At 55.2% G+C, this 19336-nt stretch carries 14 protein-coding genes, 1 tRNA gene and 1 pseudogene; 1 reads left to right on the forward strand and 15 read right to left on the reverse strand.

Going from position 1 to position 19336, the window contains the following annotated elements; translation table 11 throughout:
* Positions 1 to 50: 50 nt before the first annotated feature.
* The 15 genes and pseudogenes from ACJ8IJ_RS13070 to ACJ8IJ_RS13140 form a co-directional block, all read right to left on the reverse strand.
* Complete coding sequence (locus tag ACJ8IJ_RS13070) at positions 51 to 1187, reverse strand: ABC transporter substrate-binding protein (protein ID WP_442518694.1); 1137 nt, start codon at positions 1185 to 1187, stop codon at positions 51 to 53.
* A gap of 85 nt (positions 1188 to 1272) precedes the next feature.
* Positions 1273 to 3420, reverse strand: coding sequence for a phosphocholine-specific phospholipase C (locus ACJ8IJ_RS13075; RefSeq protein ID WP_442518693.1), 2148 nt, complete (start codon positions 3418 to 3420; stop codon positions 1273 to 1275).
* Between the two features lie 122 nt (positions 3421 to 3542).
* Positions 3543 to 4382: pseudogene (gene queF, locus ACJ8IJ_RS13080) on the reverse strand (NADPH-dependent 7-cyano-7-deazaguanine reductase QueF).
* The gene (locus tag ACJ8IJ_RS13085) at positions 4360 to 5256 is read right to left on the reverse strand and encodes a queuosine precursor transporter (RefSeq protein WP_442518692.1); all 897 of its coding nucleotides are present in this window, start codon (positions 5254 to 5256) and stop codon (positions 4360 to 4362) included. The pseudogene queF and the gene ACJ8IJ_RS13085 overlap by 23 nt, the downstream one beginning before the upstream one ends.
* Positions 5257 to 5871 (reverse strand): helix-turn-helix domain-containing protein, encoded by a 615-nt coding sequence (locus ACJ8IJ_RS13090; RefSeq protein ID WP_004937341.1) that lies wholly within the window; start codon positions 5869 to 5871, stop codon positions 5257 to 5259.
* 528 nt (positions 5872 to 6399) lie between these two features.
* Positions 6400 to 7701 (reverse strand): cytosine permease, encoded by a 1302-nt coding sequence (locus ACJ8IJ_RS13095; RefSeq protein ID WP_442518691.1) that lies wholly within the window; start codon positions 7699 to 7701, stop codon positions 6400 to 6402.
* A gap of 20 nt (positions 7702 to 7721) precedes the next feature.
* Positions 7722 to 8411, reverse strand: coding sequence for a helix-turn-helix transcriptional regulator (locus tag ACJ8IJ_RS13100; RefSeq protein WP_004937346.1), 690 nt, complete (start codon positions 8409 to 8411; stop codon positions 7722 to 7724).
* A gap of 27 nt (positions 8412 to 8438) precedes the next feature.
* Positions 8439 to 8849 (reverse strand): GNAT family N-acetyltransferase, encoded by a 411-nt coding sequence (locus ACJ8IJ_RS13105; RefSeq protein ID WP_004937348.1) that lies wholly within the window; start codon positions 8847 to 8849, stop codon positions 8439 to 8441.
* Between the two features lie 427 nt (positions 8850 to 9276).
* The gene (locus ACJ8IJ_RS13110; protein ID WP_049189060.1) at positions 9277 to 10191 is read right to left on the reverse strand and encodes an alpha/beta hydrolase; all 915 of its coding nucleotides are present in this window, start codon (positions 10189 to 10191) and stop codon (positions 9277 to 9279) included.
* A 639-nt stretch (positions 10192 to 10830) separates the two neighbouring features.
* Positions 10831 to 11715, reverse strand: coding sequence for an ATP-grasp fold amidoligase family protein (locus ACJ8IJ_RS13115; RefSeq protein ID WP_004937352.1), 885 nt, complete (start codon positions 11713 to 11715; stop codon positions 10831 to 10833).
* 50 nt (positions 11716 to 11765) lie between these two features.
* Entirely contained in the window at positions 11766 to 13061 is a 1296-nt protein-coding gene (locus tag ACJ8IJ_RS13120; RefSeq protein WP_442518690.1) for a lysine N(6)-hydroxylase/L-ornithine N(5)-oxygenase family protein, read from the reverse strand.
* Positions 13062 to 13986: 925 nt separating this feature from the next.
* Positions 13987 to 14847, reverse strand: coding sequence for a hypothetical protein (locus ACJ8IJ_RS13125; RefSeq protein WP_226883070.1), 861 nt, complete (start codon positions 14845 to 14847; stop codon positions 13987 to 13989).
* 36 nt (positions 14848 to 14883) lie between these two features.
* A complete protein-coding gene (locus tag ACJ8IJ_RS13130; RefSeq protein WP_004937359.1) occupies positions 14884 to 15366 on the reverse strand; it encodes an Hcp family type VI secretion system effector in 483 nt (160 codons plus the stop codon).
* A 47-nt stretch (positions 15367 to 15413) separates the two neighbouring features.
* Entirely contained in the window at positions 15414 to 15896 is a 483-nt protein-coding gene (locus tag ACJ8IJ_RS13135) for an Hcp family type VI secretion system effector (protein ID WP_004937362.1), read from the reverse strand.
* Between the two features lie 447 nt (positions 15897 to 16343).
* Positions 16344 to 16419 (reverse strand) — tRNA-Phe (locus tag ACJ8IJ_RS13140).
* Between the two features lie 705 nt (positions 16420 to 17124).
* On the opposite strand from ACJ8IJ_RS13140, the gene speF reads away from it, so the two are divergent.
* Positions 17125 to 19290 carry an ornithine decarboxylase SpeF gene (gene speF, locus ACJ8IJ_RS13145; RefSeq protein WP_442518745.1) on the forward strand — a complete coding sequence of 722 codons (2166 nt, stop codon included), beginning with the start codon at positions 17125 to 17127 and terminating at the stop codon, positions 19288 to 19290.
* The last annotated feature ends 46 nt before the right edge of the window (positions 19291 to 19336 follow it).

A 19336-nucleotide genomic window follows, 5' to 3' on the forward strand; every position in this document is an offset into this window, starting at 1 on the left:
TAAATAATGAATGCGGGAGACAGGGCCCGGCTGGCGGGCCCTGGCGGGGGCTATTGCGGCGTAAGCCAGAAGACGCCGCTGTAATCCAGCGCGGTGAATTTCTGGTGCACCATTTCGATATCCGCTTGCGGATCAATATCTTTAAACAGCGCCGGGTGCAGGAACTTGGCGATCGCCTCAACCGCGATAAAGTTGAGCGGCGTGTCGTAAAATTGATGGTAAATCGCCATCACGCGTTTTTCTTTCACCGCTTTCAGCACGTTAATGCCGGTGCGATCCAGCAGGTGCGCCAGTTTCTTTTGGCTGGTGGCCATATCGGTGGCGTAACCCAGCGGCACCGCCAGCGTGCCGCGATGCCCGCGGCTCCAGTCGGCGCCGGTCAGCAGATAGAAATCCGGGTTGCTGCTGATCACCTGTTCGACGTTCACTTCACCGCCCATGTCTGAAAACAGCGTGCTGCCAATATTATTGCCGCCGGCGGTCTCGATGAACTGCCCGAAGCTGCCTTTGCCGAAGGTGTTGCAGCACTGTTCGCCTTTGATGCCGGCGCTGCGCTCGATGAAGACGTTGGGGCGCTGCTCCGGTTTCAGCGTGGCGACCCGCTGCCGCACCAGCTCGAGGCGCTGCTGATAGAGACGGATGAAGGCGTCGGCATTGGGCTGCTCGTCAAATACTTTACCCAACAGCGCCATGCTGGCGACGGTGTTGGTCAGCGGCTGTTGGCGAAAATCGATGATCAGCACCGGGATGCCGACCTTTTCCAGCTGGGTCAGCACGCCGCTGTCTTTCAATTTGCTCAGCAGGCCAATGTCGAAAATGATCAGATCCGGTTGACGCACCACCGCGCTTTCCACGCTGAAATCACTGGTGTAGGGGTTGTCGAAGGTGGGGATCTGCATGACCTGTGGGAATTTTTTCGCGTAGGCTTCAACCAGATCCGGCGCTTTGACCTTCAGCGAGTTGTCCCAGGCGATGATGTTTTTCAGCGGCTCCTGCGGATGCAGAATATTCAGCGCCAGCAGCGCGCGGGCATCGGCCAGGATAACGCGTTTGGCCGGTTGCGGCAGAGTGACCTGGCGGCCGGCGACATCGGTGACGACGATCGGCGCGGCTTGAGCGGCGCCGGCCAATAGTAAAACGCAGGCGGCCAACCAGCGGCCGGCTTTGGCGATAAGAACAGCGGGCATGAAGATCCTTGGGTAATCGGCAAAGAACGAGAACGCAATGATAAGCGATATCCTTTCGATTTTTGAACTCCCTCGATGCCGATAGTTACTCATGGCCCATCAGCGGGTCGCTGACGCTGTGTTCGCCATCTTCCAGCCGCCCCGCCAGGCGGCGCAGCCAGCCCCCGGCGCTTTGCAGCGTAATATCGTACCAACCGCCGCTGGCGCGGGCGTCAAACGCTTGCTGATGGCTGCCGCCCGCAGGCAGCGTGATAGGCCACGGGCCTTGCTGCGTGTAAGGGCAGCGTTCGAGGGTGACCGTTATCGCTTCGGGGGCCGGGTTATTCAACTGCAGCAGCAGGTTGCGGCCCGTCGGGCGCAAACGCACCTCCGGCTGCGGCCGGCTCAGGGCGCCGCGCAACTCACGATGAAAGCCGTTGGGGCCAAGCAGCCACAGATGGTACTCATTCTCCGTGTGCCAGTCGTCGCTGACCGCCTTGCCCGCCTCGACGGTAAAACGGCGCGGGATCTGCGCCAGATCGCGCCGGTCGTAGACGTGAAACACCGCTCCCTGCTCGCCGGTATTGAACAGGTTCAGCGTCACGCGGCGTTGCTCGGCCGCGACGCTGGCCTCGACGTGCAGCTGGTAGGGCAACGCGCGGGAAGGGCGCGCCAGGCGGCGTTGGTGGGGTAAACGCTGGTGGGCGGGCGATGGCAGCGGCACTTGCGGCAGCTGTTCCTGACGCTGGCGCAGGCCGTCGGCGGCGTGGCGGCTGGTGGCGGGCAGGCTCGGCAGCGCTTCGCCGTTAGGATCGACAAAGTTGAACGCCGAAGTGAGATCGCCGCACACCGCGCGGCGCCAGGCGCTGATGTTGGGTTCATGCACCTGAAAGCGCTTTTCCAAAAATTGCAGCACCGAGGTGTGATCGAAAACCTGCGAATTGACCCAGCCGCCGCGGCTCCAGGGCGACAGCACCAGCATCGGCACTCGCGGGCCAGGGCCGTAGATGCGGCCGTCCGGCGGCGGTTGATCCTGCGAACCGGGTGGCGCCACGTGCTGGAAGATCTCGGTGTCGAACGGCACCGTCGATTTACCGGCGAAGCTGCCGTCTTCGCGCAGCGACGGCGCGGAAGGCGAAGGCATATGGTCAAAAAAGCCGTCGTTTTCGTCGTAGTTGACCAGCAGAACGGTTTTACTCCACACCTCCGGGTTGTCGGTAAGCGCGTTGAGGATCTCTTGGGTGAACCAGCCGCCCTGTACCGGGCTGGAGGGATCGGGGTGTTCCGAATAGGCCGCCGGCGCGATGATCCAACTGACCTGCGGCAGTTTGCCCTGCTGCACGTCGGCGCGGAATCCGGCCAGCATGGCGTCCAGATCGTTGCCGTCGGCGGCCGGCAGGGTGTTGCCGTTGCCTTTGTACAGCGGTGCGGCCTCGTTGAGCGCATCGCTATAAGGCACGAAAGCGTTGAAGTCTTTCGGCGGCCACGCCGGGTTGCCCACCTGAATGCTGGCGGCGCGGTATTGGCGAAAACCCGCCAGCGGGTTGTCGGTAAAGTTGTCCGGCAGGAATTGATACACCTTCCAGCTGACGCCGCTCGCCTCCAGCCGTTCCGGATAGGTTGTCCACTGGTAGCCGCTGTCCGCCGGGCCGGGACTGTCCCATTCGTTGACCACCACCGCCACGTCGGCGGCGGACGGGCCGTTGGTGCCGGTCCAGTGGAACAGCCGGTTGGTGTTGGTGCCGGCGTGGATGGAGCAGTGATAGGCATCGCACAGGGTGAAGGCGTTGGCCAGCGCGAACTGGAACGGCAGCTCCTGCTGGCGGTAGTAGCCCATCGAGGGCGGCGTTTTGTAGGTAGGCCAGGCGCTCATGCGGCCGTGATCCCAGGCGGCTTGCTCATCCACCCACGAGTGCGGCGTGCCGGTGACGCGCTGGGCGTTGCCGCGTTTGCTGTCCAGATGGTAGGGCAGCACCAGCCGTTCGGCGCCCTGTTGCTGCCAGACCAGGCGATCGCCGGGCAGTGGAATGGTAAAGCGATCGCTGAAGCCGCGCACGCCCGGCAAGGTGCCGAAGTAGTGATCGAAAGAGCGGTTCTCCTGCATCAGGATCACCACGTGTTCGACGTCGCGCAAGGTGCCGGTGCGGTTATTGGCGGGAATGGCCAGCGCTTTGCGAATCGAGGCGGGCAACAGCGAGAACGCCGATCCGATGGCGGCAGCCCGCAGGATGTCTCTGCGAGAAAGGTCAGGCATGCGTCGTTAATCTCCGTCAGTGTGCTTTGAAGATAGCCGCTGACGACGATAATGGCGAAAAATAACAGGGAGATGAAAGCGAGAGAAACAATGCTCCCTGGCGGGAGCATTGGGGATGAGGCTTACTGTCTGATCAGGCGGTCGAGCGTCGGCGCCGTTTCGAAATCGCTGCGGAAGGGGTTGATGTCCAGGCCGCCGCGGCGGGTGTAACGCGCGAACACGCTGAGTTTTTCCGGGCGGCAGCTCTGCTTGATGTCGTTGAAAATGCGCTCGACGCACTGCTCGTGGAATTCGTTGTGCTGGCGGAAGGAGATCAGGTAGCGCAGCAGGCTTTCGCGATCGATTTGGCGGCCTTCATAGTGGATCACCACGCTGCCCCAGTCCGGCTGGTTGGTGACCAGACAGTTGGATTTCAGCAGATTGGAAGACAGCGTCTCCGCTACGTGCTCCCCTCTCTCGGCCGCGCCGCTCAGGTATTCCGGTTTGAAGGCGAAGTCGTCGACCGCGATATCCAGATCGTCGATGTTGATGCCCGGCAGACGATCGATCTGCGCCGGATAACCTTCCAGACCCGGATAGAGCTTGACGGTGACCTGGCCATTGGCCGCCTGCGACAGATCCTTCTGCATGGCGGCGCTCACCTGTTCCACGCTGTCGAAGCGCGTTTGGTTGAAGCTGTTGAGATACAGTTTGAACGACTTGGATTCGATCAGGTTCGACGAGGAATGCGGGAAGGTAAATTCGCCGATGCCCACCACCGGCTTGCCCTTGGCGTTGAGTCAGGACAGCTCGAAGGCGGTCCAGAGATCAACGCTGCTGAACGGCAGTTGCCGCTCGTCCATGCCGCTCAGATCTCGGCCGCGGGCACGCGGCAAGGCTTCGAGCAATGCGGGAGCATATTGATCCGGATAATCGGAGTTCGCGCCAAGATGGGGAATTTTATCTTGCTTTTGGATATGCATATTCATTGCCCTTTGCTTGTTTGGTATTGATGTAGCGATTAAACAGACTGCGGGTGGCGTAGATCGGCCCGACGCCCAGCAGGGCGTAAACCACCTTGATCAGGAACTGCGACAGGATCATGGTCTTGATGATGTCCCAGCTCAGCACGTTGTAAAATGCCAGCGTACAGAACACCACGCTGTCGATGGCCGAAGCCACTACGGTACTGGTGATCACGCGCACAAACAGGTAACGGGAGTTGGTCAACTCTTTGATTTTGCAGAGCAGGTAGGAGTTGACGTTTTCGGAGATCAGATAGGCCGCCGACGAGGCCACCAGCACCGCCATGATGCTGTGCACGATGCCGTTGTAGGTCTCGCTGTACTCCCACTGCGGAATGCTCGGCACCAGCGTCGTTACCCAAACGCCCAGGACGAAGGTCAGATTGGCGATAAACGAGATGATGATGGTGCGCCTGGCCAGCCGTAAGCCATAGAATTCGTTGAGGATATCCACCAGAATGAACGTGAGCGGGTAAATGAAGATCGCCGGCGGCGTGATGAGATTCAATACCGGGATTTGGATCGGCTTGACGCCGCACAGCGTTGAGAAAATATAAATCACGCTGAGCGCCACGGTAATAATCAGGTAGGCGTGCCAGGATCGTTCATGGCGATCGCTGAGCTCATAGGCGGTTTTTTGTTGGTTATCGCCATAGAGTTTGCGGTACAGCGCCTGTAGCTCGTGCCGGCTCAGATCTTCTGATATTTCGCTGTCGGCCAGCTCATTCAGCCCCATGGTGATGGTTTTGCCGGTGGCCAATACCATGACATTGGCCGCGATGGTGCCATGCCGGGTGAAGCCCAACAGCTTGAACTTCTGATTCGGTTCCATTTATAGCCTTTCTCCAACGATGTAACCCAGGAATTGCACGGTGTCCTGAGGGCGTTTGTCCATGCTTTCGCTGTCTTTGTCGTCAACCACAAAGAAGCCGCTTTTTCCCGAGTGATACAGCAAAGGCGAATCGCAAATCAGTACCGGCGGGCGTTTGATGATGATGACTTCGCCGGGAATAAATGACCCTTTAATTTCGGTCTCTATTTTCATTGCCAACATGTTCGACTCATCGCCGAAGAAATAAGTCAAAGGGAACTCAGTGACCAGTTGCCCGATCTTGCGCTGCGAGACGGCCAGATAGCGCGACTGCGGGATCACCGGAATGGCGGAAGGGTTCTTGTTGCCTTCGGTGGACAGCGTTTCGTTAAGCAGCTCCAGCTTTTCCAGATCGTAATCTTCGATCTCTTCACAGGAGACACCGAAGAAATCGGAGATCCGATTCACGGTGGATTGCTGAACGTTGTTCACTCTTCCGTCAAGAATTTTGTAGAGAGTCGTGCGCGTCAGGCCGCTGCGATTGGAAAAGGAAGCCTTGGTTTCACCGCGGGTACGCATCAGATATTCAATATTTTTAATGATGTTGATTTTGCGCTGTGCGTTGGTGGTTTTCATTGGCTGTCCTTACAAACATTACGCAGGCTTCACTATATCTTACGCAGTGGCGTTGTCCAGATAAAAAGGCGCAGGCGAGCAGGTAACGAACTGATTATTAGCAGTAATTATTGTTTTCCGTCAGCCGTTTAGCGCAATGATATCAGCGGAGGCGGTCTGCTTTCTCTGCGCGAAAGATAAAGCCGTGCAAATCAATTGATTAGGTTTTTCTTATGGAAAAGTGAACACAAAAGCCGGTTTTATGTTTACTTTTATGTTGACCAAAGCCGATTTCATGGGCTACTGTTCATGCAAGCTGAAGTTTCTCTTTACGATCAAAACACGGAAGCCGACAGTTTTTATAATAAAAAGCTCAGAGGGGCGTTGCCACACTCTGAGCATAATGGATAGCTTGCTACCGACACCAGGGACCCTCACCACCATGGCCGTTTGTCTGCGCGATCGGCTCATTCTTTTGCATTGAATCCCCTTTTCGAGCGTCTAACACTCCCCCGTTACCGGAGGAGTGCATTACCGCGTTCACGAAAATCAGAGCGATTTCTGTGATGCCAGCGGTTTTTGCGCCCGGCTGAAGACCAGTTTAAGCAGCCAATACAGCAGGCTGGCAGCGACCAGGGAATTGATGGTCGGTACGCCCCATTCGGTTGCCAGGCCAACGGCGCCGCCGGCGATGCTGGCGACGATCGCCGCCCAGCCGATAGTTGTCGTTTCGTTCGGCAGCTGGCCGGTCCGGCGGCTCTCATCCAGGATCTTGCGGTGGCTGCGCAGCAGATAATAGTCCACCAGCATGATGCCGATAATCGGCGGGAAGACCACGCCAAGCACCGTCAGGAAGTCGACAAAGCGGTCAAGAATGCCCAGCACCGACAGCGTGGTGCCCAGAATACCGATCACCAGCGTAGTGTAGGTGTACTTCAGCTTCTTGCCGGTGATGCCTTCCACCGCATTGACGATGCCCAGCGAAGAAGAGTACAGGTTGAGATCGTTGACGCGCAGGGTGGAGAACACCACCACCAGCAAACCGGCGCCGCCGGCCGCTTGCGACATGATGGTGACCACATCCGCGGTGCCCAGGGTTTTGGCGATCAGGATCGCCAGGCCGTTCACCACGAACTCGCCGGCGATAATGGTGAAGAGCGTGACGCCGAGCACGTGCTTGCCGTTTTTGGAGTAACGGGTCAGATCGGGGGTCATCAGGCTGGCTACGATGGCGCCGCCGACGACGATGGTGATGCCGGCGCTGATGGTCAGCGGTTCACCCGGCGGCGCCAGCTGGATGATCTCCTGCAGGTTATGGCCGGAAAGCGCGGTCACCGAAATATAGGCCACCAGCATGATGAACATCGGCACTGCGATACGGGCGGCGATACGCAGCGCCTTGAAGCCGAATGCCACCAGGATGGTCAATAGCGTGCCCGAGAGCCCTGCGGCCAGGCCGAAGCCCAGCTTATTGCCGAGCGCGAAGTCGAGCGACTTGGCGAAAATGGCGTTCTGAATGCCGAACCAACCCAGCAGGCTGACGGCAACCACCACGCCTATCAGCACCGAGCCCAGACGGCCGAAGCCGCACCAGCGCGCCAGCAGGCTGCCGGAAATGCCTTCGCGCATGCCCGCCAGCCCCAGGCCGTAGGTCACCACGCCGAAGATCAGGCTGCCGACGAAGATGGCGGTGAAGGCGTCAATCAGCGTCATGGAATTGCCGAGTACGGCGCCGAGCATGAACTGGTCCAGTGCGGTCAGCATGCCCATATGCACGATGGCCACGCTTAAAAACGAAACTCGTTTATCCTGCGGCACCCGGGTGAGCGGATAATCTTCGATCTTTATCACGGTGAGATCTTCCTTGCGGTTCAAATAAACTGAATGCCTTTGGTTATCAGGCGATCGGGAATGTAGTTATCCAGATTGGCGTATTTGCAGTATTCCTCAAATTGCTGCTGAGTATGCACGTTGGCCTTCTGGTAAATGTTATAAATGCGGTTTTCGATGGTCTTATTGCTGACATTATAGATTTTGGCGATCTCTTTCACCGTAAATCGTTGCAGCATAAGGAAAATAACATCGAGTTCGGCACGGGTGAACAGCTCGTTATTGACTTCGGTGGTCAACACGCTGGGTTTTTGCTGATTGATGTACTTCAGCGGCGACAGGCTGTTCATCGGCTTGGCGTTCCAGATCACGCCAATCACCTGTTTGTCATCGTTGTACACCGGCAGCTTTTCGCTGATAAACGGCGTCAGGCTGTCTTTGCCGTACCAGTAGTGCGTTTCTATGACCGTGACCCGATCGCGCGCCGCTTCGGTCATCTTGTCATGCTCGATAAAGTCGGCGGCGGAGTCGGCCCAGTCGGCGGGGAACTCGTGGTCATATTTGCCGGCGACGTCGAAATTCAGCGGCGTATTGGTATAGAGATAAGCGGCGCGGTTCATATAGAGGTGGCGGGACAGGTGGTCTTTGATGCCCCAGGGTTCGCTCAGGTGCTCCATCATGGTGATGAGGCCCTTAAAATAAGATTCATTATTTTTATGTGATGAACCCATACCCACCTCTGTGCCGCTCAGGCCGCGTTACAGGCTTTTAGCCAGATAATGGCGGGTGTGGCGATGCGCATAGTCGCCCAGCTCGCCATAGACCCGGTAGCCCAATTTTTCGTAGAAGCCTCTGGCCTGGAAATCGAAGGTATCGACATAGGCCATATGGCAACCGCGCTTGCGGGCTTCTTCTTCGGCCAACTCCATCAATTGGCGGCCATACCCGCTTTTGCGGCATTGATCGCCAACCCACAGATACTGCACTTCCAGGCCGCCCCACCAGGTGCGCGCGACCAGGCCGCCGACGATCTGCTGGTTGTCGTCGGTAACGGTCAGGAACAGCGGGTGAATGTCTACGGGCTGGGTTTTGTGATTGTGCGCCCAAAGGCTGTCGATAACGAACTCTTCATCCTGCGGGTTGGGTTTGTCGGTGATATTAATATTCATTTTTAATATAATTCCCTGATTTAATTATTCAAAACTGAACTAGGCGCTTTCGCCCCAACCGCTTCTAATATCACTTTCGTTAATGTATTTCAAGGGTGGTTTTCACCCTTTTCCGCCTGGTGAACGGGCGCTTATGATAGGCGCCACAGGGAGAAGAAAATAGTGAAACAGGCGGTATTAAAACGCTGAAATGCCCTGCTTACACCATCTTTTCCTACTTGCGCCTCACCAGGGCCCCACCGGGAAAACTGCAGTACTGTATGGCTCCACCGGATAGAGCAAGCTCACTTGCCGACGGGGGAGCCACTTTGTTTTTTGACGCGCCCGCCCGCGGCCACCGTTCTCTGTCTCAGATATTAAACACTCTTCTTATCAGAAGATATGCGCCGCAGATGAAAATGTGGGCGATACCTTCTGAGCCGCGAATTCAGTCTTCTGCGATGACGCTGCCCAGCGCTGGCTCGATGGTCGCGCCCAGCATGGCGCCGTGCCCTAAGGCGGGCCATTCCCGATAGCCGACGGTGAAACCGTCGAGCTGCGCCAGCTGTTCGGCCAGCAAATGCGTTGCGTCCGCCGGCAGAGCGGGGCTCTTTACACCGGGCGGGGCCGCGCGATCGCGTTCCGCCAGGCCAACCCACAGTTGCAGCCTTATCGCCGGCGCCGCGCGCCGTTCCGTCATCTGCTGCGCTTCTTGCAGGATCATGCCGTTGCCCCACCACAGCGAGGGTTCCACGGCGATATAGCGCTGAAAGGCGGCAGGATGGGTAAACAACGTGTGCAGAACGAAGAGCCCGCCGTAGGAGTGCCCCCACAGCGTCTGCCGCTGCGGATCGACCGCCAGTCTGGCGGCGATCGCCGGTTTGATCCGAGTTTCAATCAATTGCAGGAACGCATCCGCGCCCCCGCCGGCCCGCGGCGGTGTCTTCATGCCTGCCGGCAGAGGGAGCGTATAGTCGTAGGCGCGGCCGGCGGCATCGATGCGCAGATCGTTGTCATAGCCGATCATGACCAGCACCGGCGGCCGCTTCGCCGCTGCCAATTTGGCCAGTAAGGCGGCGTTTAACTCCATCAGCACCGCGTTGCCGTCGAGGAAATAAACCGTTGGATAGCCGCCCGGCTCAGGCGCCCGATGCGGTTGGGCGATGCGAACGCGGTAATGCCGTCGGCCATCGGCGGAGGTGAAGCGCAGGTCGCTGAAGCGGTAATCGGCAGAATCGCTATCGGCTACGGTAGTGCCGATCTTGCGTTCCAAATCGGGCCTGGCCAGCACGGAACCCGGCAGCCAAAGGCCGATGGCGAGCGCCAGAAGCGCAGAGATAAAATGCCGGTTGGACAAAAACATGCGGGTTAACACCTTCGGAAAAAGGCCGATAGTAGCATCCGTTCGCGCCCGGCAAAAACCTACCTTTAGGGCGGACATTCCGGCCGCGAATAGCGGCCAAAACCCGGAAGAGGGCCGCCAGTTGCTTTGCCGGGTTAATAGCAACTCATTGTTATTATTGGTAAGTCAGGAATAAGAGAGATTGCAATTAATTAGAAATGGTTATGGTTTTTATGGGGAGGGGAATGGCGAATAGCGGGGGAAACACACGGTTATCAACGATTTTTAGCAAAAAAAGCCCTATAAAATAGGGCAAAGACACACAACAACACCAGGGAAACTTTCCGGTATCTTATATTATAGCTTCCTATACATATAGAACATTTTATTATAAATATGTAAGTGATTCTTATTGATCATTTAATTCCATTATTTTTCAAATGGTTATGTGGTCCGGCTAAGGTATTGCGCCTGGGTCGGTTGCGGACTATCAGGGATAGGTGGCGGGGGTTTTCTGTAACGGCGGTATGAACAAGCGAGATCATGGGCCCGATACCTTCAGGGCAATACCGGCCGGCAGGTTGCGAACATGCCGGCCGGTATTCCTCCTCGCGCTGGGCACTGCGCCGCCCGATCTTCCCTGTGGGCGTCCGGTGAAAATCAGTGCTGCTGCAGCGTCAGCATCTTGCCAAGCAAAATATCGGTCGGCGGCAAAATATCCGTATCCAATCCGGCGGAGGGGGTAAAGGTCAGCTCGCCAAAAATGATGTGGCCTTGCGAGATGTAGAAATCAACGCGAACAAACTCAAAGGGCGCCGACAAGCGAGTGGCGTACTCAAACAGTTCATCGTATCCCTCAGGCTTCACGAAAGCGTCTATCTCCTCCTGGCTCAATGCCAGACAGTCTTCGCTATAGCAAAGGAACTTGAACTCTTTGTCGAAGAAGTAATATTTTGGCGTCCCGGTATCCCTGCCGACGCACAGCAAGGTGCAGTAAGGCACACCGCGGAAACAATAGATTTTATAGTCTTCAGGCCCGTGACCATTGGGCGATTCGATATACTTTTCCCCAATGATCTTTTTTTGTATCCCTTTGTAGTTGAGTTCTACATAGGTTTTCCAGTAATCGTCTTTCATCCATCCATCGATCAGATGAGAGGCGCTTTTAATGTTCAACGATTGTTTATTTTGGCAAATTAAATTATACCCTGAACCGTGGTTTCCCTTAATGACAAATTTATCAGGCAGCGTTTCCCACGGTATTTCCTGCACTGAATCACAGGAAAAATACAACTCATTAAGAATCTCTTCACATCCCTTTTCTTTGATGTACTCTCTCACCGCATATTTATCTGCACATTGAGTCACTAATGCGTTATTACTGTAGTCATTCAACTTAAGATGATTTATTTTTTCATTCCAGGTTGAGGGCGACTGTAAATTCAGCGGTTTGCCAAATGCCCTTTTGTATATCAATCTGGCCTTGAACTCGGGGGCTAATACGGCCAGCTGATTCAGAATAAACTTCTTGAATTGTCTCTTCATATACGTAATTCCATCAAAGCATAGTGACAATGATTAAGACGTTCTTGTATTTAAAACGCGGGCGGCACGCTTTCACTGCGCCATTGAATGGCTGTCGGCGTTGTTCCCAGATCAAAAGGCTTGTGGTCTAACGCCCGATTAAGAATGCGGGCCGATCGCCAGGCCATCAGGCTCAGCTGAGGATCGGCAATGCCGTGATTATGCATACTGGCGTTCATCGCAAATAAGCAGTTCTCCGCTGGGCCTTCCCACTCAAAGGTAAAGTCCGGGGCTATGCGGTATTCGCCGTCCGCAGTCTTTAACAACCGGTGGGCCAAAGGCTCAAGAAACTCAGGCGTCGCCGATTGATAACCGGTGGCAAAGATCACCACGTCCGCCTTGAAGGTTTCCTGGCCGTGATCGAGATGATGACGCGTTTCGAGCTGGTAGGCGTTATCCAGCGTGTGTTTCACGGCCGTCAGCGAACGGCTGGGCAGCAGGCGCACCCATAATTTCTCGCGCAGGACGTCGAAGCGGTGGTACATGGCGCGATAAATCGCCAGCAGCGACTCACTGGTGATGCCATCTGAGGTCATCTTCTGTTCGGCGAGCATATGCCGCTTGGCCACGCTGTCCAGTGAGTAAAAGCTCTCGACGTAATCGGGTGTGAAGTATTCGTTGGCAAAAGCAGCCTCATCGAGCGCATTGTAGTTATTGCGGCGCGATATCCAGTCGAGCTGCGCCGGCTGCCCCCATTCCCCTTTAAAAATATTCAGGAACAGATCTGCGCCGCTCTGGCCGCCGCCGACGATCGCCACGCGTTTGCCGGTCAGATCGGGGTTGCGCAGCATCATTTCGCTGGCATGGAAACAGCGATCGCTTTGCGTCGTCACGCAATCCGGCAACTTTATTTTCTTGCCTATACCAATGCTGACGTGTTTGGCATGGAAGACCTTATTCGAGGTGGTCACCACGAACTGGCGCTGCCGATCGTCAAATTCGACCCGCTGAACGTCTTGATTGAATGCCAATGATCCCATCCCGGCGGCGGCCCAGGTGAGGTAATCGGCGAACTCTTCGCGCGACGCGGTGCGCTGCTCCGTCGTCAGGAAACGATAAAATTTTCTGTTTTTTACCAGATAATTGAGAAAGCTGTAGCGATTGGTTGGGGCAACCGCGCTCACTAAATCTTTTAAAAAGTTGGTCTGCATACTGCAATCCGCCAGGATCATCCCTGGGTGCCAGGAGAAATGAGGTTTGCGCTCAAGGAACTGTCCCGTAAATCCCTCTATTTCACTTCCTAAGGCTGCCAGGCTAAGATTCGACGGGCCAAGGCCAATACCGATGATATCCAAACGCTGATTCATTAATAAGCTCCAGTATAATGAGAATAATACCCAGAAATACGACTGCAGATAGGGTGGCTTATAGCAACCAGGCTGCCTTTTTCTTATAAGTAAGCTTCACGAATTAAATGTAATTAAAAGGTGTACGGGCCAAAAATACCGCAATTTTAAATGCCCGTTTAGAATTCGGTAGCGCATCAGGCAAAGGCTACGGGCGTATTTCTTTCCATGAAAATCCCTATGAAGGTTTGCGCGTGTATTTAATGAATATTCCTAAGTAAAATTCCGATGTCCCCCTGATCCATCAAGCCATGAAAACGGCCACCAGGGAGGATGCCCACCGTATGAGTTCTTATCTGCTTTTCTGATGTATATGCCATTGCACTGCCGGGCTCGGTGTATTCGTTGCATAGAATAGCCTTAAAATAGGCGCGGGGAAGGTGAAATAACGTGATATTAGAGGCAGGATGCTTTTTGCAAAGATGAAATCGGAAGTGAAATTATGAAATCCGTGCGTTGTAAGTTCATTTTTATCATTTAATTCAATGCTTTATTTTATTTTTTGCGGCAGGGTATCACACTGTTTCACTAAGGTGATACGCACACTTCTGTACCTTTATCTCCTCTTGTTGCCCCCCGAACGGCAATATTTTACCCCGAGTTGCACCCTATGGACGCGGAGGGTTCGCGTTAACTACCGGGGGTAGGGTTCGTTTAATTAATGCCGGACAAAGACTGCCCGGAGAGGACGCTTGCTCGAGCCGAGTGTGAAAAACCTGGCCACGCTGGCGCAACGATCGCGTCCGATCCGGCAGTCTGCCTTGTCATCGTCATTGACCATTCTTACCGACAATAAAAATCTTTCCGTCAGTTCGGGGCATTTTTGCACCCTGGACAGAATGACAACCGTTGCGCCAGAACCGCGAAGACCTGCCAGGTTGATCAATCACGGGAGCTTCAAATTGCTGAGGTAGTCATACTGGGCTTGCGAAATGTCCAGTTCCCCATCGCTGAAAAAGACTTTTATAAACATATCGCCCTGGCCGACGATATCTACACGTTGGTAAGTTCCCGTCACAAAACGGCGCACGATAGCCTGAATGGCATCGGTATGATTAGCAGGAACTGCATTGTTATCCGTGACTTTCTGTTCAAAAGTAATAGGGTGCTCTGCCTGAGGATCGGGACTGTATTGTGCGCGCTTGGCTGCGCTTTCGAACTTGAAATCATTAAAGGCGTTGTGAGTGGAGTTAAACATATCGGCAAGGTTTTTGATATGCGCCGCCATCTGATTCACGACCATGGTTTTATTGGTCACGAAGCGTTTACCCAAATACGTGCCAGTCACTACCGCGAGCTGGGCGGCATTTCTGCCTAAAATGCTGCCAACGCCAGAACCGGCCCCCGTCCATAATCCCGCGATCAAAACCAGACCGGCTCCGCCGACGGTACTCGACGCGATATTCTCAAAATGCTGAACACGCGCCCCCATTTGCCATGAGGTTCCGGGAAAAGAGACATTAATGCGGTTATCCAGATGATTAATTCTTCCGCCTGGTCGTTGTCCTGACTCAATATTATTGGCTGTCAATCGGCGGTTGTTTTCATCTTTGAGTTCACCCAGCGTAAACGCGATCTGGCCGGTCTCCGTTTTTGTTAATCGAAAGACTTCTTCTGGTGACAGAGACCTGACGAGGATCAGCGCCTCATTCAAAATCTCACGGGTCAAAAAGTTGGCTGACACCCGATTATTCGATTCGTGTTGCGATGTCAGAGCTAAAATTTCATGTGACTTAGGAAATGCCATAATCCCCCCGCCATTACGATATGCACCGTAATGTGATTAGCTTTCTTTATTTTGCTTAATGTCCCAGCCCATCTGCACCGAAGCTCCTTTATTGCCTTGCTTCGCTTGCTCCCAGTATTCCATCGATACTTTACCGGCCTGAAAAGAGTATTCAATGCCTAGCGTGGAACCGTGCTCGACACCGATGAAGTCGGTATGAGTCACTAATACATCTTCCAGAGTAATGCGGGTATATTCCACTTCCTGCCCACCGGCTTTGCAAAGCGACAACTGCACCTTGGCGAGGTGTTTACCGGCCGAACAGTATTTCAATAAGGCAGGTGTCGCTTTATCTATCAGAGCCTGTACGGTCAGATCGCGAAAATTCACTTTACCCGTACCGCCGCCGCCGCCAACGGCCATATTGCCAGGCTGCCGCGCGCCCCAGTTAAAGGAGAAGACATCGATCCATTGCTTGTGATTCGCATTTTTCGATTCGCCATTAATGCCTTCAACTTTTAAAAACATATCCATTGCCATGATTTTATCACCCGATCATTAACGTATTGTTAGGTGCCCGAATGCACTTAGCTCTCTTTATTCTGCTTGATATCCCAACCAGATTTGCTTTCCGCGCCTTTAGTGCCGCTGCTGCCTTGTTCCCAGTAACTCATGGTGACTTTTGACGCCTGGAAGGCGTAATCAACCAGGATCGCATCATTTTGACCGACACCATTAAAATCGGTTTGCGTCACCAGCACGTCTTCGAGAACGATTTTGGAATATTCCACCTGGTTGCCGCCCGCTTTGCATACGGAAAGCTCGATTTTCGCGACATGTTTTCCACTGGAACAATATTTAAGAATGGCGGGTGTAGATTTGTCGATAAGCGCTTGAATACGGAGGTCTTGATAATTCACTTTCCCGGAACCGCCCCCACCGCCGACAGCCATATTTCCTGGCTGTGAAGCGCCCCAGTTAAACGAAAGTACGTCGGTCCATCCTTTATGATTGCTGTCTTGGGACTCGCCCGTCATTCCTTCAACTTTCATATACATATCAATTGCCATTGTCGCCGGATCCTCCATTATTTCGCGTTGGCAGCGGAATAGGTTAAAAATGTCTTATCAATGGGTAAAATTCAGCATAGCCTTATATGAATGAATTAACAGCAATGTCGTTTTTATTCGGAATGTTCCTAGTTTTAATCCAATATATTGTGATTTAACAAAGTGATACCGTTAGAGGTTCGTGGCTATATTCCATCACCGAATGACAATAAAAACACTCAATAAACGGAGAATATGAGTGCGCTCGTTTGACGCCTGGAGGATTGGGGACGGGCCTTTTGAGAAAGTGCACCTGTAATGCGAAATTGCACATCCATCGGATGATGCGGTGGCGCTTTAGCGCTGGCCCGCAGGGTGAGGCCTCTGGCCGAATAATCGAACGCAGTTCGATGGAGAGTCCTGTCTCTGAAAAGCAAAAACCCAGCCATAGGCTGGGTTCTCTAAATATGGTGCCCGGACTCGGAATCGAACCAAGGACACGGGGATTTTCAATCCCCTGCTCTACCGACTGAGCTATCCGGGCAACGGGGCGCATTAAACCGTATTGGCCGGATGGCGTCAATCGCTTTCTGTCACAAAGCCGATCGGTTGCTCTATTTTCAGGCAGCAAGCCCGGAGGAGCGGGGGACGGGGGGATATCCGCATTCAATAAATATGCATATAAAACGTGTATTTATACCATCTTTAAACGCGCGATTTTTGGTTTTTCAATTAAATAACAATGAATTATGCTTTAATCAATGGACGTTCAATCAAGGCGATTCTCGCTTGAACCCTGCAACGAATCATGCAATCATTGCGCAAATTTTAGCACTCTCCGTTCCCTGACGGTGTTTCCGCTTCTTATAAGCCAGAGGGTTATTGGCATGACTGGTTTTGTTGCTCAAGCGCTGCTGCGCACCAGACATCTGACGCCGCCACCGTTCCGCCGTTGTTTCCTCCGCACGTCATCCGCCCGAATACGCCTGCCGGCCATGCGGTAAGGCCGCCTGACGCTCGCTGTTAGGCATGCGTAAAGCCAGCGCTGCGGCCCTGATTTTACTGATGCCTGTCGGACGCTGCCAAGACCAGTTCCCCCGATAGCCGCCTGATGATCCCCGATCATGAGCCGGTCACGCACGCCGCTTATGCTGCCGTGCCCGGGTATCGCTTTTACCGGGATAACCGCGTTATCTCATTACCGTGCCGGTGGCACACCCTCATCCTTCACCGTTTGAGAGTCAGCATGATGAAAGAATTGAAAATCGCGACCAGCGCCAGCCTGGTCGCCACCATTGAGACGCTGCGCCAGATCGTGCGCGTAGAGCAGACGGACTACACCGACGTGGCGGCGGCGGTGGTGTCGGTCGCCGACGTGAACGCCGGCATTCTGGCGCGCTTGCAGGCGACGGGGTTCGACATTCCGACCTTCGTGGCGGTGGAAGGGGACGAGCATCTCTCGCCGGACTATCTGCCGTTTGTCAGTGGTGTTTTCGCGCTGCTGGCCGGCGCCAGCAAGCCGTTCTACATGGCGCAGCTGGAGGCCGCCGCCGACGCCTACGAGCAGGCGCTGCTGCCGCCGTTCTTCAAAACGCTGAAGACCTACGTCGAGATGGAGAATTCGACCTTTGCGTGCCCAGGCCATCAGGGCGGCGAGTTCTTCCGCAAGCACCCGGCCGGCCGGCAGTTTTTCGATTTCTACGGCGAGACCCTGTTCCGTTCCGATATGTGCAACGCCGACGTCAAGCTGGGTGATTTGCTGATCCACGAAGGCTCGGCCAAGGATGCGCAAAAGCACGCGGCGCGGGTGTTCAACTCCGATAAAACCTACTTCGTGCTCAACGGCACCTCGGCGGCCAACAAGGTGGTGACCAACGCGCTGCTGACCCGCGGCGATCTGGTACTGTTCGATCGCAACAACCACAAATCCAACCACCACGGGGCGCTGATCCAGGCCGGCGCCACGCCGATCTATCTGGAAACCGCCCGCAACCCGTTCGGCTTTATCGGCGGCATCGATGCGCACTGCTTCGACGAACGCTATCTGCGCGAGCAGATCCGCGAGGTGGCGCCGGAGAAAGCCGCGGCGGCGCGGCCGTTCCGGCTGGCGATCATTCAGCTCGGCACTTACGACGGCACGATTTACAACGCTCGCCAGGTGATCGACACCATCGGCCACCTGTGCGATTACATTCTGTTCGACTCCGCCTGGGTGGGTTACGAAGGCTTTATTCCGATGCTGAAAGAGTGCTCGCCGCTGCTGCTGGAGCTGGACGAGCACGATCCGGGCATTTTCGTCACCCAGTCGGTGCATAAACAGCAGGCAGGGTTCTCGCAGACCTCGCAGATCCATAAGAAAGACGACCATATCAAAGGGCAAAAGCGCCACTGCAACCACAAGCACCTGAACAACGCGTTCATGCTGCATGCGTCGACCAGCCCGTTCTATCCGCTGTTCGCCGCGCTGGACGTCAACGCCAAGATGCACGCCGGCCCCGCCGGGCGCCGCATGTGGATGGACTGCGTCAAGCTGGGCATCGAGACGCGCAAACAGCTGCTCACGCGCTGCTCGCAGCTGAAGCCGTTTATTCCGCAGCAGGTGGCGGGCAAAGACTGGCAGGATCACGATACCGATCTGATCGCCAACGACGCGCGCTTCTTCACCTTCGTGCCGGGGGAGACGTGGCACGGCTTCGAAGGCTATGCCCAGGATCAGTATCTGGTGGATCCGTGCAAGCTGCTGCTGACCACGCCGGGGATTGACGCCGCGACCGGCCAATACACCGAGTTCGGCGTGCCGGCCACCATTCTGGCCAACTTCCTGCGCGAGAACGGCATCGTGCCGGAGAAGTGCGATCTCAACTCGATCCTGTTCCTGCTGACCCCGGCGGAGAACCCGGCCAAGATGGAACAGCTGGTGGAGATGCTGGCGCAGTTCGAACGCTATGTCGAAGAGGATGCGCCGCTGAGCGTGGTGCTGCCGACGGTGTACCGCAAGAACGAGCAGCGTTACCGCGGCTACAGCATTCGCCGGCTGTGTCAGGAGATGCACGATCTGTACGTCAGCTTTGACGTTAAGCAGCTGCAAAAGGAGATGTTCCGTCAGGATCATTTCCCGCCGGTGGTGATGAACCCGCAGGACGCCAACGTGGAGTTTATCCGCGACAACGTCGAGCTGGTGCCGATCGGCCAGGCGGAAGGGCGCATCGCGGCGGAAGGGGCCCTGCCGTATCCGCCGGGCGTGCTGTGCGTGGTGCCGGGCGAAGTGTGGGGCGGCGCGGTGCAGCGCTACTTCCTGGCGTTAGAAGAGGGCATCAACCGCCTGCCGGGCTTCTCGCCGGAGCTACAGGGGGTCTACATCGAGAAAAAAGATCACGGCTGGAAGCGCATCTTTGGCTATATGATCAAGCAGTAAAAAAAGGGCCGGTTCGCACCGGCCCTTCTCATTTCCACGCGGGAAG

Origin of the sequence: Serratia sp. CY40230 (assembly GCF_052168835.1) — a bacterium.
GTDB classification, from domain to species: Bacteria; Pseudomonadota; Gammaproteobacteria; order Enterobacterales; family Enterobacteriaceae; genus Serratia; species Serratia nematodiphila.